Origin of the sequence: Methanosarcina sp. (assembly GCF_049706645.1) — an archaeon.
Lineage (GTDB): Archaea > Halobacteriota > Methanosarcinia > Methanosarcinales > Methanosarcinaceae > Methanosarcina.
The window spans coordinates 1-16,040 of sequence record NZ_JBNAKP010000069.1; the positions used below are offsets into that span (position 1 = coordinate 1).

At 39.7% G+C, this 16,040-nt stretch carries 9 protein-coding genes; 3 read left to right on the forward strand and 6 right to left on the reverse strand.

Going from position 1 to position 16,040, the window contains the following annotated elements; translation table 11 throughout:
* The 3 genes from ACPK8D_RS16670 to ACPK8D_RS16680 all read right to left on the reverse strand — a co-directional run.
* Nucleotides 1–2,171 (reverse strand): disaggregatase related repeat-containing protein (locus ACPK8D_RS16670; protein ID WP_424718985.1); only part of this gene is annotated, 2,171 nt, incomplete at its 3' end.
* 1,009 nt (nucleotides 2,172–3,180) lie between these two features.
* Nucleotides 3,181–5,448 (reverse strand): right-handed parallel beta-helix repeat-containing protein, encoded by a 2,268-nt coding sequence (locus tag ACPK8D_RS16675; RefSeq protein WP_424718978.1) that lies wholly within the window; start codon nucleotides 5,446–5,448, stop codon nucleotides 3,181–3,183.
* A gap of 538 nt (nucleotides 5,449–5,986) precedes the next feature.
* On the reverse strand, nucleotides 5,987–7,171 hold the full coding sequence (locus tag ACPK8D_RS16680) for a glycosyltransferase family 4 protein (protein ID WP_424718979.1): 1,185 nt from the start codon (nucleotides 7,169–7,171) through the stop codon (nucleotides 5,987–5,989).
* Between the two features lie 203 nt (nucleotides 7,172–7,374).
* On the opposite strand from ACPK8D_RS16680, the gene ACPK8D_RS16685 reads away from it, so the two are divergent.
* Complete coding sequence (locus ACPK8D_RS16685) at nucleotides 7,375–8,580, forward strand: glycosyltransferase (RefSeq protein WP_424718980.1); 1,206 nt, start codon at nucleotides 7,375–7,377, stop codon at nucleotides 8,578–8,580.
* Nucleotides 8,581–8,759: 179 nt separating this feature from the next.
* Here ACPK8D_RS16685 and ACPK8D_RS16690 read toward each other — a convergent pair whose 3' ends face one another.
* The 3 genes from ACPK8D_RS16690 to ACPK8D_RS16700 all read right to left on the reverse strand — a co-directional run bounded on the left by ACPK8D_RS16690 (nucleotide 8,760) and on the right by ACPK8D_RS16700 (nucleotide 12,869).
* Nucleotides 8,760–10,514 (reverse strand): hypothetical protein, encoded by a 1,755-nt coding sequence (locus ACPK8D_RS16690; protein WP_424718981.1) that lies wholly within the window; start codon nucleotides 10,512–10,514, stop codon nucleotides 8,760–8,762.
* A 416-nt stretch (nucleotides 10,515–10,930) separates the two neighbouring features.
* Entirely contained in the window at nucleotides 10,931–11,947 is a 1,017-nt protein-coding gene (locus ACPK8D_RS16695; RefSeq protein WP_424718982.1) for a glycosyltransferase family 2 protein, read from the reverse strand.
* A gap of 22 nt (nucleotides 11,948–11,969) precedes the next feature.
* Nucleotides 11,970–12,869, reverse strand: coding sequence for a glycosyltransferase family 2 protein (locus ACPK8D_RS16700; RefSeq protein ID WP_424718986.1), 900 nt, complete (start codon nucleotides 12,867–12,869; stop codon nucleotides 11,970–11,972).
* Nucleotides 12,870–13,767: 898 nt separating this feature from the next.
* Between ACPK8D_RS16700 and ACPK8D_RS16705 the strand changes: the two genes are divergently transcribed.
* Together ACPK8D_RS16705 and ACPK8D_RS16710 are read left to right on the forward strand one after the other, a co-directional pair.
* On the forward strand, nucleotides 13,768–14,655 hold the full coding sequence (locus ACPK8D_RS16705) for a DUF1616 domain-containing protein (RefSeq protein WP_424718983.1): 888 nt from the start codon (nucleotides 13,768–13,770) through the stop codon (nucleotides 14,653–14,655).
* A gap of 2 nt (nucleotides 14,656–14,657) precedes the next feature.
* Nucleotides 14,658–15,509 carry a lysostaphin resistance A-like protein gene (locus ACPK8D_RS16710; RefSeq protein ID WP_424718984.1) on the forward strand — a complete coding sequence of 284 codons (852 nt, stop codon included), beginning with the start codon at nucleotides 14,658–14,660 and terminating at the stop codon, nucleotides 15,507–15,509.
* Nucleotides 15,510–16,040: the final 531 nt, after the last annotated feature.

Here is a 16,040-nt window from a genome sequence, read left to right on the forward strand (position 1 = left end):
TTTACGAGGTCAGTTACATTAAGCTCACAGTACCTGTTATCTGGCAAACTGCTGGCTTTCAGGGTCAATGTAGCATATGGAGTACTGCCCTGGAGAACACCAGTACTATCATACCAATCACCTCCTTCGTTGTTCCAGGCAATGTCCTTATTCCTTTTATTCCAGCTCACATAATCCGGATTCCAGGCGACAGGCCTGTAGACCTCGATAACAGTATCATTTGGTCGTGAGCTGGAAGGATAGTACCAGAAGAGGGAGAGGGTTGCGTTGTTGATTTCATTAACACTGGTGTATTCGCTTACGTTAAACCAAATCAGGTCCCGGAACCCTCCAACGTTAGTCATTCCTCCAACATCGAGGAATGATTTATTTGAAAAGATATCCTCAGGAGAAGCTTCACGAAGGCGGTTGTCGTACATCTTGCCTGAAAGATTCAAAGGAACTTCTTCTTTGACTACTTTTAGTATCGCAATCTTAGAATCATTGAGCTTACCATCGCTCACTTCAAAAGATACGGTGTAGAGCCCTATCTGGCCGTTTGCAGGCGTCCAGCTAAAAAACCCTGACTTATCAAAACTTGCACCTGCAGGAAGGTTTGAAGCCGAGTATGTAAGGTTGTCTCCATCTGCATCAGAAGCTTTTACTAGAATATTCAGATTCTCTCCAGCCTTAACCGCAATCTCAGAAATTGGATCCATTACAGGAGCATGATTCACCACATGGATCCCTGAAAGAGACGCGTAAACCGTGTTTCCATATCTTCCTATGTTGATCCTGTTTCCGTTATCCTCAGGCTCGTTAGAATAGTCCGAGAGAGAATATCCAGTGTCAATGCAGGGAGAACTCACTTTATCTTTAATCCATGTTTCCCCGTTACAGCGACCTGATACCGACTGGAGATGGTAATCATGGTTCTTCGGGTCTGCAAAAAGAGGGTTTACATAGAGATCAGATTTCGATGTGCAGTTTTTATAGTTACCTGCTGAGTTGTTGTAGAGGCAGTTATTTTCCAGCACAAAAGTATGTGTTGAAGATAAATAGTTAAAAGTTCCATATCCCCCGTTCGAGTCTTTTGTGCATTTTCGGGTGTTTATGATAATATTGTTGCGAAGAGTGGTAATGTATCCGCCTGGCGGGGAATAACTTGAGGAGTAACTGGGGTGGTACATGTGGACAACGGCTGCATTGTATGCACCGTCAAAGACATTGTTTTCAATAAGAGTGTCGTCGAATCCACCTGCTACAATACCCCCTACCCAGACAATATTCGGATTCGTGCCTGTGCTGTAAAAAATATTGTGATGAATGTGAACATTTTTCCCCATATCTCTGGTATCAGAAGAAGTATCATAGTTGTAAAGCCAGATTCCAGGCCCATAGGTGTTATTGATCGTATTATTGTAGATCTCGATATCATCCATAAGACCTGCGCCCGGCCCGCCTTTTTCTATCTGGATACCCGGTCCGCCTGCGCTCCAGTCGTAGAAAGAATCGATCACATTATCATGGAATTTTACATGGTTTGAGTTCCAGATTCTAAGGCCGCTGTTAGTCCTGCAAGTTATTGTGTTATTCCAGGCTTCTACGTTCTGGCACTGAATTGCATATAGACCGTCGTGCCCGAGTTTGTATATAGTATTGTTGTAAAACTGGATGTCCTCGCTAGATTTTATCCTCATGCCGTCTCCGTGCCCATCGTGCATATACATATCACATATGGTTACGTTCTTGCAATAAAGGAAGTAAATTACATTATAATATCCAAGTCCCTTCTTGAGTTCGGTGTTACTGTCATGGTTCACATTAACCTCGAAACCTCTTATTACAATGTTATTGTTTCCGGAACTGCTCATCTGCTTGATCAGTGGTTTCATTGTAGGCCAGCCTGCGTTATTTGCCAGTTTGATCACAGCAGTCGAATCCCCTTCAAGAATGGTATTACTGCCGATTAAAAGGGTGTCGTTAATAACGTACGTAAAAGGACCTTTGAGGTGGACAGTGGTATATTCCGAGTTATCTGCCACAAACTTCAGGGCCTGATTTATCTGCACATGATCATCTGTTCCAACGCAGTTGAAGTCTCCGCTACTGTCTCCTGCAACATAGACTATTGGTGCTGTAGTTCTGCATAAAGCAGTAGGAATGCTTGCAAGAATAAGGCAACCTACCAGGAAAAAAATTCCGAAATTTCGTTTTATTGTCGATACTACCTGGGGTTGATCGTAACTAAAGAGATTGTAATCCTCGCTAGACAGATATTTGTGTGGTGACGTATCAAGATCTCCGCAAAATTTACTAATGTTTGTCAAAATTTCGCTTAAATTTATTAGCCTGATTCCGATACATTGAACAAGATTTTTCAAAATAGTATCCACTCTCCAAAGTTCAAGGCTATAGAAAATTCCGTGGAGAAATTATTCATAGCAAAGGCTACTGAATCCAGTCAAGAATTCAGTCAAATGTGATAAACAAACAATTCAGAATAAATCCCCCTATTTTTCAGGCCAACTCCTCAAATTTACACGAATTCCCCCCCGTGAAAACATAAGGAATAAATTTCTTTCTGGCCTCTAATTAAATTTCTATAGTCAACTTGTAATTTAGAACATTATGTTATAAAAGTATTTGTGCAATCTTTTAAAATTTTTGGTTGGCATCTCAAATATTAGAAAGAACAAATAAATGCTTAAAACGAGAAAAGCCAGTCAAAAGCTGATTTATTAATTTACGCAAAAAAAAGGAATTTTGCAAAATGGAATCCAAGATCTCACTTCCAATAATATCTATTTTAATTTTGAGAAAAGATAAAGTTTTGTTTTTACCGCAATAATGGAAATGAGATAATTTCAATATGAAACAACTTCAAAAAAGTAGTTTTACAAATTATTAAAGTCAAAAAGTATAGATTACACTTCAGACAGGATAGAAAATGACCCAGAGAAAAAGTACCTAAAAATAGAAAAGTAGTATGGAAGTTAAGCGTTTACCTGTGTGCAATACCTTATTCATAAGAATACTGTCAGATAATATCACTTCAAGGTCTTTCTTACACTTCCATTCTAGTAGTTCTTAAAGATATTCCTGCCTTTTCTTAAAGGGCTTATGTGCTTTTATCCAAAACTAATTTTACCACGACAACAGCAAGTTTTTCAGGTCCCGTGAAATTACTTAACTCATTACTCATTCCTCCAGGACAAGAGAAAAATTACTCAAATTGAGACCTTCAGGAGGAACTCCGTAAAGGTAGCTGTCGTACATTGTGCCAGAGAGATTTAAAGAAACTTCCCCTACGTTTACTTCTTTCTCATCTGCTTCTTCATCGACTTCTTCATTTGTTTCTTCTTCATTTACTTTTTCATCTACTTCGTCTTCATCTACTTCGTCTTCATCTACTTCGTCTTCATTTACTTCGTCTTCATTTACTTCGTCTTCATCTACTTCGTCTTCATTTACTTCGTCCTCATTTACTTCGTCCTCATTTACTTCGTCTTCATTTACTTCGTCTTCATTTACTTCGTCTTCATTTACTTCGTCTTCATTTACTTCCTCTACACTTATTATTGCAATTTCAGAATCATTGAGCAGACCATCACTCACCTCAAAGGATACGGTATAGAGCCCTTCCTGTCCGTCTGAAGGCATCCAGCTAAATAGTCCTGACTCATCAAAACTTGCACCTGCAGGAAGGTTTGAGACTGAAAATGTAAGGTTGTCTCCATTTACATCAGAAGCTTTCACTGTAAAGTTCAAGTTTTCCCCAATCTTAACTGTAGCTTTGGGAATAAATTCAATAACCGGAGCCTGTCCAGTGTCAACAGAAAGATCTGATTCTGAATAGGTGAGATTACTTTCGTCTATGTCTAAGACTTCCACTGTGAAATTCAGATCTTCTCCAGTCTTTTCTCCAGTCTCATTTGTAGCCTCAGAATTCCAATATATTAATGGAGACTGCACAATCTTTACTCGTGAAGTCGTTGAAAGAGACGCATATTTTGTATTTCCATATTTTCCTATGTTGATCCTGTCTCCATTATTCTCAGGTTCTTTAGAGAAATCCGAGGAAACATATCCGGCATCAATACAGGGAGAGTTCACCTTGTCCTTAACCCATTTTTTGCCATTCCAGTGGCCCGAAACTGACTGGAGGTGATAGTCATGTTTCTTCGGGTCTGCAAAAAGAGGGTTTACATAGATATCAGATTTTGATGTGCAGCTTTTATAATTGCCTGCTGCGTTATTGTAAAGGCAGTTATTTTCCAGCACAAATTTGTGGTTTTTGGTGAGATAATTGACAACTCCATACCCTGTCCCACTTGGACTTTTTATACGCGACTTGGTATTTACAATTATGTTGTTGCGAACAATGGTAGTGTATCCGGGCGTTGATGAGTAACTTGGAGAATAACCTGGTAGCTCTGGATACATGTGAACAACAGCGGCATGGTATGCTCCGTCAAAGACATTATTTTCGATTAGAGTGTCGTGGAATCCACTGGCTACAATGCCCCCTGTCCAGGTAATTCCAGTATTAGTGCCTGTGTTGTAGAAGATATTGTGATGAATATGGATGTTCTTCCCCTTTTCTTTGGTAGAAGAAGAAGTATCATAGTTGTAAAGCCAGATTCCAGGCCCATATGTATCATGCAATGTATTATCGTAAATCGCTATACTATCCATAGTACCTGCAGACTTTTCGATCTGAATGCCAGGCCCACCTGTACACCGGTAGTATAAGGAATCTATTACATTATCATGCACTTTTACTTTATTAGAATTCCAGATCCTAATTCCACTATTAGTCCTGCAGACTATTTTATTGTTCCAGACTTCTACATTCTTAGATTCACTTACAAAAAGGCCATCGTGTCCAAGCTTGGAGATCTTATTATTGTAAAGCTGAATGTTCTCACCGTATTTTATCCTCACCCCATCTCCATGTCCATCGTGCATATACATATTGTATACTTTTACGTTATTACAGTGGGTGAAGTACATTATATTGTAGTATCCTTTACCTTTAGAAATTTTGGAGTTCCCATCATGGTTTACATTAACCTCAAACCCTCTTACTACAATGTTATTATTTCCGGCACTGTTCATCTGCTGGATCAATGGTTTCATTGTTTTCCAGCCTGCATTATTTGCCAGCTTGATCACAGCAGTCGAATCCCCTTCAAGAATGGTATTACTGCCGATTAGAAGAGTATCGTCAATAACGTATGTAAAAGGGCCTTTGAGGTGGACAGTTGTATATTTAGAGTTACCTGCCACAAATTTCAAAGCCTGATTTATCTGCACATGATCATCTTTTCCATCGCAGTTGAAATCTCCACTTCCATCTCCTGCAACATAAACGGTTGGCGCGGCACTTCTGCACGAAGCAGTCGGTGCGTTTGCAAAAATGAGGCAACCCACCAGGAGAAAAACCAGTAATCCTCTTTTTAGCATTTCTATCACCCAAGAATACTATGAGAAATTTATCTATATGTTTATTAGAGTAAGAGCCAGGCATGGAAGAACCCAGATGCCTGCAAAACTTAAGATTGTCTACCGAAAATTTTGGCAGATTTTTTACTATGTTGTCTAAATTTCGGAAAAGCTATTTCGAGAGTATCCACTCTCCGAAATTCAAGGCTATAGAAATACCCGGAGAAATTATTCATAGCGAAGGCTACTTAATCCAGTCAAATGTGATAAATAGGCGATTCAGAATAAATCTCCGTGTTTTTCAGGTCAATCTTCCAATTCACATGAATTCCCCCGTGAAAACATAGTGAATAAATTGGTTTTTAGACCCTAATTAAATTTCTATAGTTATTACTGTAATTAGATCATTATATTATAAAAGAATGTATGTGATGCTCTCAAATTTTTTATTAAGTACTCGGAGAATGCCAGAGACCGCAAGTATGTAAAAGCTAAACATTTACCTGTGCGCAGAACACTTTCAGAGGATACGGTCAGAATACACACTCATAAGAACCAGTCAGATTATATCCCTGCAGATCTCCAGAATCTTTTTTGCAACTCCATCCCAGCTGTTATTCTCAACGACGTATCTGCGGCCTTTCTTTCCCATAGCGTCCCGAGTTTTTTCATCGGAAAATAATCTTACTACAGCAGCCGCAAGCTCCTCTGGACTCTCGGGAGTTACTGAAATTCCGCCACCCGAAGACTCAATTAGCTCTTGAACTCCTGGAATACTGCTTGCCACAATCGGCTTTCCACAGGCGAGATATTCATACGTTTTCAAGGCCGAAAGTCCTATTTTCGAGTTTCTTTCCTTGATGAAAGGAGCAACACAGATATCAGCCGCGTTGATATAGAGAGGAACACGTTCGTAGGGGATTCTTCCGGTGAAGGTAAACTTATCCGAAAGTCCCAATTCGGAAGTTATTTCCAGCAATTTATCCTTCATAACTCCGTCCCCGACAATAAGGAAACGAGCATCCGGGCATTTATCCAGAATTAAAGGAGAAGCCTGAATCAAAAATTCAACCCCCTGCCAGGCTGCAAGATGACCGACAAAGCATATGTATTTTTTTGAGTTTTCAAGCTGCAATTCTGCTTTTGTCTTTTCTGAGTCCAGAGGCTTGAATACATCAGTATTTGCCCCATTGTTGATAACATAGACTTTGTTCTCAGGAACTGAGTATAATCTCACAAGTTCATCCCTGAGCTTATCCGTGACAGAGACAATTCTATCACAGTGCCAGTAATTGAATTTCTCGGAGCGAAGTGCCAGATAAGAAAAGACTTTGTATGCAAAGGACTGTGAATTCGGATTGACCTTTAACTCGTCAAGAACCAGACCATTAACTTCCACTATTGAAGGGATTTTTAAAATCTTACATAGAATTATGGGAAAGAATGGAAAAGAGTTCTGGCGAAGATAAAGCACATCAGGCCTGTTTCTTATGCATGAATAAAGAAGGTAAAAAGAAAGCATGAATTCGTAAGATGGCTGTACAAGATATTTATTATCTATTACAGGCACATATTTTATTCCGCCAAGAGCACGATCTACGCTCTTCTGTCCGGGTGCAAACAGAACTACGTCAGTATATTTTTTCAAATTTCTTAGAAGCTCCAGAATGTGGATATTCGAACCTGATTTAGTATTAAAGGAGCCGTAATAAACCAGGAAAATATTATTTACTTTTTTAAGCATAATGGTAGCCGGTTATCAGAATAGCAAAAGTAGTTAATTAGTTTATCCCATAAATTTATTTATCATTTTGTCAAGTTCAAGAACGACGGTTTAGTATTAACTTAAGGATAAGAATTTAATGCGTTTTGGAGAGAAGTATTTATAGGATTAATTCTCTCCTCTGTCTGCCTTGAGGCATCCGAAGCGAAAAAGGGCAAAAAATTATGAAAGTACTGGAAGCATGTCAGGAATTTCCTAACAGGTATTATCCTCAACTTGGGACATTCATAAAACAGAGTATCGACTCAATTGCAAACCAGGGCGTAGATGTTACTGTTATTTCTCCAAAACCTTTCGTCCTTCCTTTTTCCGCATTCCCGTACCATAACTTTTTTAAACTGCCGCGGATTGAGCATACCGAAAAATACGACCTTCACTATCCGCGCTATATATATGCTGTTCCCAAAAAGTATTTTTATCCTGTAACAGGGATTTTATATTCTCATTTCGTTTCCGAATACGCAATTAAAAATATAAAGCCAGAACCAGACCTTATCCACGCACACTTTTCATATCCAGACGGATATGGGATGATGAAGCTTGCAAAGAAATGGAAAGTTCCTCTTGTAATAAGTGCGCTCGGCACAATCGAAAGAAAAGTCGCTTATGAAGGTTCCTATACCTCAAAACAAATTATAGAGGCAATGAATTTTGCAGACAGGATTCTTTCTGTCAGCGAAGATCTCAAGCTCCATATAATAAATCTGGGAATAAACGAAGATAAAGTTCATGTGGTTCCAAACGGTGTTGATACCGGGAAATTCAAACCTGCAGGAAAAGCATATGCAAGAAATCTATTAAACCTGCCGCAGGAAAAGAACATTGTTCTATTTGTTGGAGCCCTTAGAAAAATAAAAGGTGTAGACTACCTGATTGAGGCTGCAAAGAATTTTGTAAATACTAATACCGACCTTTTTATGGTAGGCAGGGACGACGGCCTGAAAAAAAGTCTGGAAAAAAGGGCGCATGAGCTCAAAATTGCCGAATGCATTAAATTTACTGGACCCGTAAACCATGAGGACATTCCACTCTGGATCTCAGCTTCGGATATCCTGGTGTTGCCTTCCCTTTCCGAGGGCAGGCCAAACGTAGTACTCGAAGCTCTTGCCTGTGAAGTCCCTGTCGTAGCAACTGATGTCGGCGGGATACCCGAACTTATGGTCGATGGGGAAACGGGCTATCTGGTGCCTGCAAAAAATCCTGAAGAATTATCCAGAAAAATTAATAAATTGCTTGAGGATAAAAGCCGGAGAGAAAAAATGGGCAAGCTCGGGCGTAAAAGCATAATCCAGAGAGGGCTAACATGGGAAGCCCATGCAAAAAACACTGTGGATATATACTCAGAGCTTCTGGAAAAGTTTTCGAAATAAACCCTGAGGCCCTTGGCTTACTTTTTAAATTCCTGACCTGCTGTGAATTACAGATTTCAAATCCTAGAATACAGATTAAAACTGCAGAACTTTTACTCCTGTACAGATGCCTGCTACACCACTTTATCCTTATATGTAAACAAGGCACCGGATTAAAAGGCAGCTTTAAAAAATAAATCTCAGGGGTTATTTAATCCCTGACGTGGAATGAAAATATCTGTCGAAGGATTTGAATAGATTTTATCAAGAACTTCAAGATTGCTTTTCAGCTCAAGCTGGTTCTCGGGTAGCCCCTGATAGAAATAGTTAGAAGTATCTCTCAAGGTGCTTTCTTCACTGCCAAAGTATAATCCACTCCTGAGAAATTCCTTGGTTCTGAGAACCACATAACCTTCGTATTGTGGGAGTTTATTTACGTCACCGATTCTGTAGTTATCGTAAGACGAGATATTCATTTCTGCAGATGTCGCAGGGATCAGCGGGAGATAAAAGAACCTCGACGAATAATAATCGGTATAAATTGACGAATTTGTAGGAACATGATTGAAAACGTGTTCAAAACCACTTAACTCTTCGGAAGTAAAGTACTCATGTTTTGCTTCGTGACCAAGAAAATTCGAGTCTCCGATACTGAAAACCGAAGAGACTAAAACAAAGGTAGAAAACAATAAAACCACTAAGAAAGCGGAGTTGAGTTTCTTGGGGGAATATTTAGCCATATAATTCCAGAATATATACAATCCATACCCCATTACGAAAGCCATAAAGGGGCTGACGAAAAGCATAAACCGATCAACTCTGAAAAGGACTTTGAACTGCCAGATTGTGTTGAGAGGATTGGGAACGTAAAATATCAGAGTAAACAGAGCAAACAATCCTAGCACAGAAGCATAATTGTTCTTGTAATTTTTCAGGAGAAAACCTATTCCTATCAAGGCAAAAAATAAAAAGATCGATTTATCCAGAAGCCCAATTAAATTAATAAAGCTCTCTTGAAGTACTTCTGCGCCTCCGGCAGTTAAAACTATAGAGTCCAGGAACTGGCTTTGTAAACGGGGAGCCAGACTTCTCTGTACAAACACGTATGCTACAAAGAACCAGTATGCAGTGAAAATTACATTAAGCAGTATAAAGAAGGGTTTGCTGATGTAGCTACCGTTCCCTATCATATATTCTGATGCAAGAAGAATGATCAGCAATAAGACAAGTTGCGGAAGGGAGACATTATGAACCAGGGTTAAAAAAACCGCAACAATCACTGCCAGGGCTTTTAATGAAAATTTGTCCTTTTTGAAATTGACACTATAAATCAGGTACAATAATATGACAAACATTATAAATGCCATTGTGCGGGTGATCACATTTGTACCGTAATAGAGCACAACAGAACTCGCAGAGAACAATATGCATGAGAGGAGTGAAATCTGCCTGTTGTTTGTTATGTAATTAAAAAGGTAGTAAAGGAAAATTATGGTCATTACATAGATTGGTGCAGTTACCAGAAAAAGCGAGGTCTTTGTGCTTATGTTCAGGAGCTGAGAGGCTTCTGCAATGAGCACGTGATAAAGAGGAAAGTATGCATAATCACTTAAGGAAGTAGGAATTGTTTGCCCGGATATTGCAGTAACTTCCGAAAGGAAGATATGCGGCAGGATATCTGTAGTACCGAAGTAGAAATCGTAATTTAATGTAACGCTGTAAATCAGGTTAATTGCAATTAAGAAAGATTCTGCCAGAATTAGAGGCGGATTTACATTTTTAGAGAAGATTTGCAGAAACACCGCTAAATAAAGCCCTAAAATAAAGACAAAATAGTACGGCGGTCTGCTTCCCTCAGACAGCAAGAGTACAATCAGGGAATTGACATAAAATATCCCGAAAAGGTATGTAAGGGATTTCGTGCTCAGTGACGGATAAACTTCTATGTCGTGCAAACTTACATCTTTTTTATAAATAAACAGAATGAAAAGACAGGAAAGTATTGCAGGTATTCCTGTAAATAGCCCCCGAAGAGCATAACCGAGCTTTCCGGCTGCAAACATCCATAAGAACGTGAATATTACTGCGAAAATTATAGCTAGCGGAAACAGAAAGGAAATTAACCTCATTAGACGGTTATTATCCAATTTGAATCCTGCTTCTGTACTTAATCCGAACATACTATCTCCATGACCTTAAATAATGATAATTTCACAAATCGAATAAACTACTATCCAAATTTCTGTGTTTGAAAATTGATGAGAGCTCATCAGGGCCGTATTGATTAAGAAGATTTTGCCCTGAAAAGCTTCCCAGATATATTCAAGTGTTTCGGTTGTTTTTAGTATATGATCAAATAAATTCGTGAAAATTAAACATCCGAGCAAGAGCTGGCATTTGAGATAAGAGGAGAGTTTGTAAAACTGTACAAAAACCCCAGCCCATAGGCAATGTGCTGCACAGGAATAATAAGCAGGGCAAAAAGACCGTATTTTGATCTCATTTTATAGCTAACCTGGATTGAGGTAATAAAAACAAGAATAAAATACACGGCCGTGAGTGCAAGAAGAAGAAGCAAGCTTGGAGTGGAGTATCTGATAGAAGCGAGAAGCAGGGCGGCTGCAAACAAGATGGCAATCGAAGGCAGAAATGCATACCAGCGGACAAATTCTCCATGTTTCTTGAAAAGTTCCGCCATCCACATACCATATTTAAACATCCTTACTGAAAAGGACTTGAGAGTACCTCTTCTATGGTGCAGAACCTGTGCTTCCGGGACGTACAAAAACCTGTTGCCTTTCTTACCTATTCTATAGTTCAGGTCTCCGTCCTGGCCCACAACGAACCGCTCGTCAAAACCCCCAACTTCTTGAATTGCAACTTTTTTGTACATTGCATTGCAGTTAGGGAGAGAACCTACATAATGCTTCTTTGTGGAGTTTTTGGACTGAGCCGAGCCTCCGGAACCCAAAAAAGATTCCTGTGCGTATCCCACCACCCTGCCAAATACAGGATCAGTGTCAAAAATCAGGTTAGGGCCTCCAAAACACACAACGTCATCTGGAGCTTCTTGCATTTCACGGATAAGAGCTTTCAACCACTGGGTATCAACCTTACAGTCTCCGTCAGTAAACGCAACAAGTTTTCCCCTGGCATTCTTCACACCAAGATTCCTCGCCGCAGCAACATTTTTTCTTTCATTAAGAAGGAGTTTGACAGGATACTTCTGCACGATGTCCCGCGTTTTATCGGTGGACATTCCATCAACGATGATAATCTCGTAAGAATCTCGCGGGTAATCTAGATTAAGAAGTGATTCAATGCATTCTTCAATGAATTTTTCTTCATTGCGAATGCCTACTACAATTGAAATGAAAGGGTATTTCATATAAATTGACCCCGTTTTAACATTATTGTTTTCGAATGTGCTCATTTAAAAATATCATCCTTGAGATGGCATGCAGTATTATTCCTGTAAATATCATAAAGGCTCCTATAATTGTTAGCATTACCATAAGGAGTGTGGGCCCGAAGCGCAGGGATCCTCCCATATAGTAGTCCTGTAAAAATTTGAGTCCCATAAGAAAGCCCGAAGATGCCATGATCAGGCCAGGAACTGAAAAATAGTACAGAGGTCGTCTATACTCCATATCTTTAAGGATTCGGAACAGGACTCTGGGGCCATGTATGAAAGGATGTTCACTTGAGCAATTCTCAAGATCATATCTACAATGGATTTCCACTTCAGTAAACTTCAGTTTGTAATCTCTGGCCTGAATGAGGATTTCAGAACCTGCAGACATATCTGTACCATTCAAGTTTATATTTTCAATAGCTTTTTTTCCATAAGCTCGAAAACCACTCTGGGAATCGGTGACATTCAGACCGCCTGCGATATAGGTTGCGACATCAAGAACTTTCATCCCGAATTTACGGTAAATAGGGACATTTTTACCGTTGCCATTGACAAATCTTGAGCCGATTACCAGATCAAACCCATTTTTTAAGGGCTCAAGAAGCTTGGGAATTTCGGAGGGGTCATGTTGACCGTCAGAGTCAATTATGACCATAGCATTTGCATCGAGCTTACGGGCGGTTTCAAAGCAATTCCTTAGGGCTGCTCCATATCCTTTATTTGTTCCGTGACGAACTACATAGGCGCCAAGAGATTCGGCGATATCAACAGTATTATCGGTGCTTCCGTCGTCTACAACTACTACCCTGTCGACGTATTTTTTGCAGCCCTTAATAACATCTGCAATGGCGTGGGCTTCGTTATAGGCAGGCATGGCTGCAATCGTAATGGCCATATGCAATCATCTACCTCTGTGGAGATAAAAGTAAGAAGTCTCCTTAATAACGTAGTTTATTATAGAAGAATCAGTAAAAATTCCAAATTCGGCGAATATATTTTTCAGAGTCATCGCTCCATAATTTTTAAAGGGTTTCAAAAGGTCTTCTACGGCTACATTTACAGGGAATTAGTTGGGGGAATTGTTCTCCTCCTTTTAGCAAAAAGAAGGAACGTAAATGCTCTGTAAGTGAGTCACAGCATTTAATATAAGACCTGTATCTGTTTTAATATACGAGCTATATAAGCATTTAGGCACCAAAAATAATTAATCAGTAACCTCGATGACGAAAAATAATTAAATCTATGTGGGAGCCTGTTAGCCCGAATAATAGCTTAAAAGATGTCTTTTATTCATCCGACATAAAGGAGTAATGGAAGAAAAAATTACACTGATATAAAGAATCAAAGATTTTTCTTGTTTATGTCAACGTTTACAAACCTGCTGGTACAGCCCGGAAACTCTGCCTAAAAGATTGTAGAGATTGAAACTTAAAGAGCAAAAATTTATTTCAGGAAGATAGAAAAAAGGGAAAAATATTTTAGATACAATGCAGGAAATGGGAAAGATATTTTATACAACTAAGTAATTGAGTAGATCGGGTTAAAACATTCTTGAAAACGAATACAATTCAGGAAAATAAATTCTGCTAAATCAAAAGAAATCCGGGATTAAAACTCGGACAGTTTTCACCTTTCCGGCGTGATTCTTCGCAATTGAAGAATAAAGTAGCCGGTCAGAGGAAGTCGGAAGGTTTCCGAGAAACCTCATGAGGGAACAGAGAAATTGGCAGATTAGCCCGAGTAACAAAAAAACTGGGAAGCCAGAAAAACATAAAACCGTTTTGAGGAGTCATATGACCGGAAACCAGAAGTTTCCATCTGACCTGCTCATAGTAGCAGGCCTTGTAATTCTTACGGATATTTTCGTACTAGTTCCTGTACTTAACGGAAGTTTTATTCGCACAGCCCTTGGCCTACCCCTGTTGCTCTTCCTTCCGGGGTATGCCCTGATAGCTATGCTTTTTCCGGAAAAAAGCGGACTTGAAGGAATGGAAAGGGTAGCTCTTTCTGTTGCAATGAGCATCTCGGTTGTGCCTTTGATAGGGCTTGCACTTAGTTATACACCTTGGGGAATCAAGGTGGTGCCTCTCCTTACAAGCTTTTCCGTGTTTACCCTGCTCATGCTGGTAGCAGCATACGTGAGGAGAAGTCATCTACCTGCAGACAGGACATTTGAGGTACCTTTCAGGGTTCTTGCCCTTACCCTGATATCAGGGGTTATGGGAAACCCGGAATCAAAGACTGAGAAAAACCTCAGGATAATTCTAGCCCTTTCTTTCCTGATCCTGATAGGAACTGGAGCTTACGTCATTCTGATGCCTCAGGAAAAAGAGCCATTTACTGAGTTTTATATCCTTGGGACCAACGGGATGGCCAATAACTATACAACAGAATATATACAGGGGGAAAGTGGGACCTACATAATAGGAATAGCAAATAATGAGCACAAAACAATGGACTATACAATGGAAGTAAGGCTTGAAAATGAATCGCTGCCCCTTCCGGAAAACCTGCAGCATATCAGGCTTGCCCATAATACTACTCTGGAAGAACCTCTTGAGATTACGCCTTCTGTTGAAGGGGAGAATATGAAGCTTGAGTTTCTGCTTTTCAATGAGACCGAAAAGAATGTGCCCTATAAAGACCTGTGCCTCTGGATAAAGGTTGGAGAGGAGGTGTGAGGATGGGAACGTTTGAAAGTCTGAATATGGAGGCTATGGAGGCTCCAGAAGGCGTAAGAACGAAAACATCTGAAAATCTGAAGGGAAGGACGCCTGAGATAAAATACAAATGGATTTATCTGGCAATTCCTGTTGCAGCGATTGCTTTTGCGGAATTGATGATATATTCGGGAAGGGAACTCGAAGCTATGGGAATACATGCATTAATTTTGCTTGGGCTTTCCCTTTCCACAATGTTCATAAAAAACGAGGAAATTCAGAAAACTTACCAGGCACTAATTCTCCTGCCGATCCTGCGTCTGGTAGATCTTTCGATGCCACTTTTCTATGAAGAGAAGCTTTACAACCTTATTTTCATATATGGTCTTCTGGCAATTCCGGTAAGCATTGCAGCCACCAATCAGGGATTTACTGGCACGCAGCTCGGGATAACCTTTAAAAAAATAGGGGTATATATCCCCTTTTCAATACTACTTGGCCTTTTGTTAGGAGCAGGGGAATTCCTCATAGTCGGAAAAAATCCTCTCATCAGCGATCTTTCAATTCTTAACCTCTTGAGTCTCACCATAATTATGATCTTTTTCGTGAGCCCTGTGGAGGAAATGATCTTCAGGTCAATTCTGCAGAATAGGCTAGAGATAACGCTAGGCAGCCGGGAAGCTTTGATAGTTACGAGTATTTTATTCGGGCTAATGCACTCAGGATATGGGAGCATTAGCGAAATTCTCTACATATCCTCCGTAGGTGCTCTTATAGGTTACCTATTTTACAGGACGCGGAGTTTGCCGCTGGTTACGCTAATTCATGGATTTATGAATGTTTTCTTTTTCGGGATTATTCCCTTTCTCCTTTGAATTTTCACTTCCACCAACAAATTCCGAAAATGAGGAGAAGAGGGGTTCGATCAAAGGTAATTAAGACAAAAGCAAGAGATGTGATATAGTTAGGAACATAATTCCTGACTCACTCCCGATGAGAACTCCAGGAAAATCCATTCCAATTTCTATAATGAAGGAAATTGTGAGATGGGGTAGATATGAGCAATCCTTCTGTGGTTTCTGCATTTTCACTCATATCTTTTCTAGGATTGACCAGAGAGTTTAGGCGTAATTGTACTCCACCTGAGCAGAAAAGTAAATGAAACTCTCCAACTGATCGCTGCAGTCAAAATTGGAAATCATTAAGGCACTTCTCTTGAGCAAAAAACACTACTTTTTGAGAAATAACCCTCTTGATACAATCAGTATCTTTATTATAGAGCTCATCCCAAAACTCAAAATTGGATCTCTAAATCTCGAATTTTGAACTATCAATAGGGTTTCCTCATGGAAAATAATTCTGAAACTTTCATTAATTTAGGAAAAACCTGGTTTTGGGACGAGCTC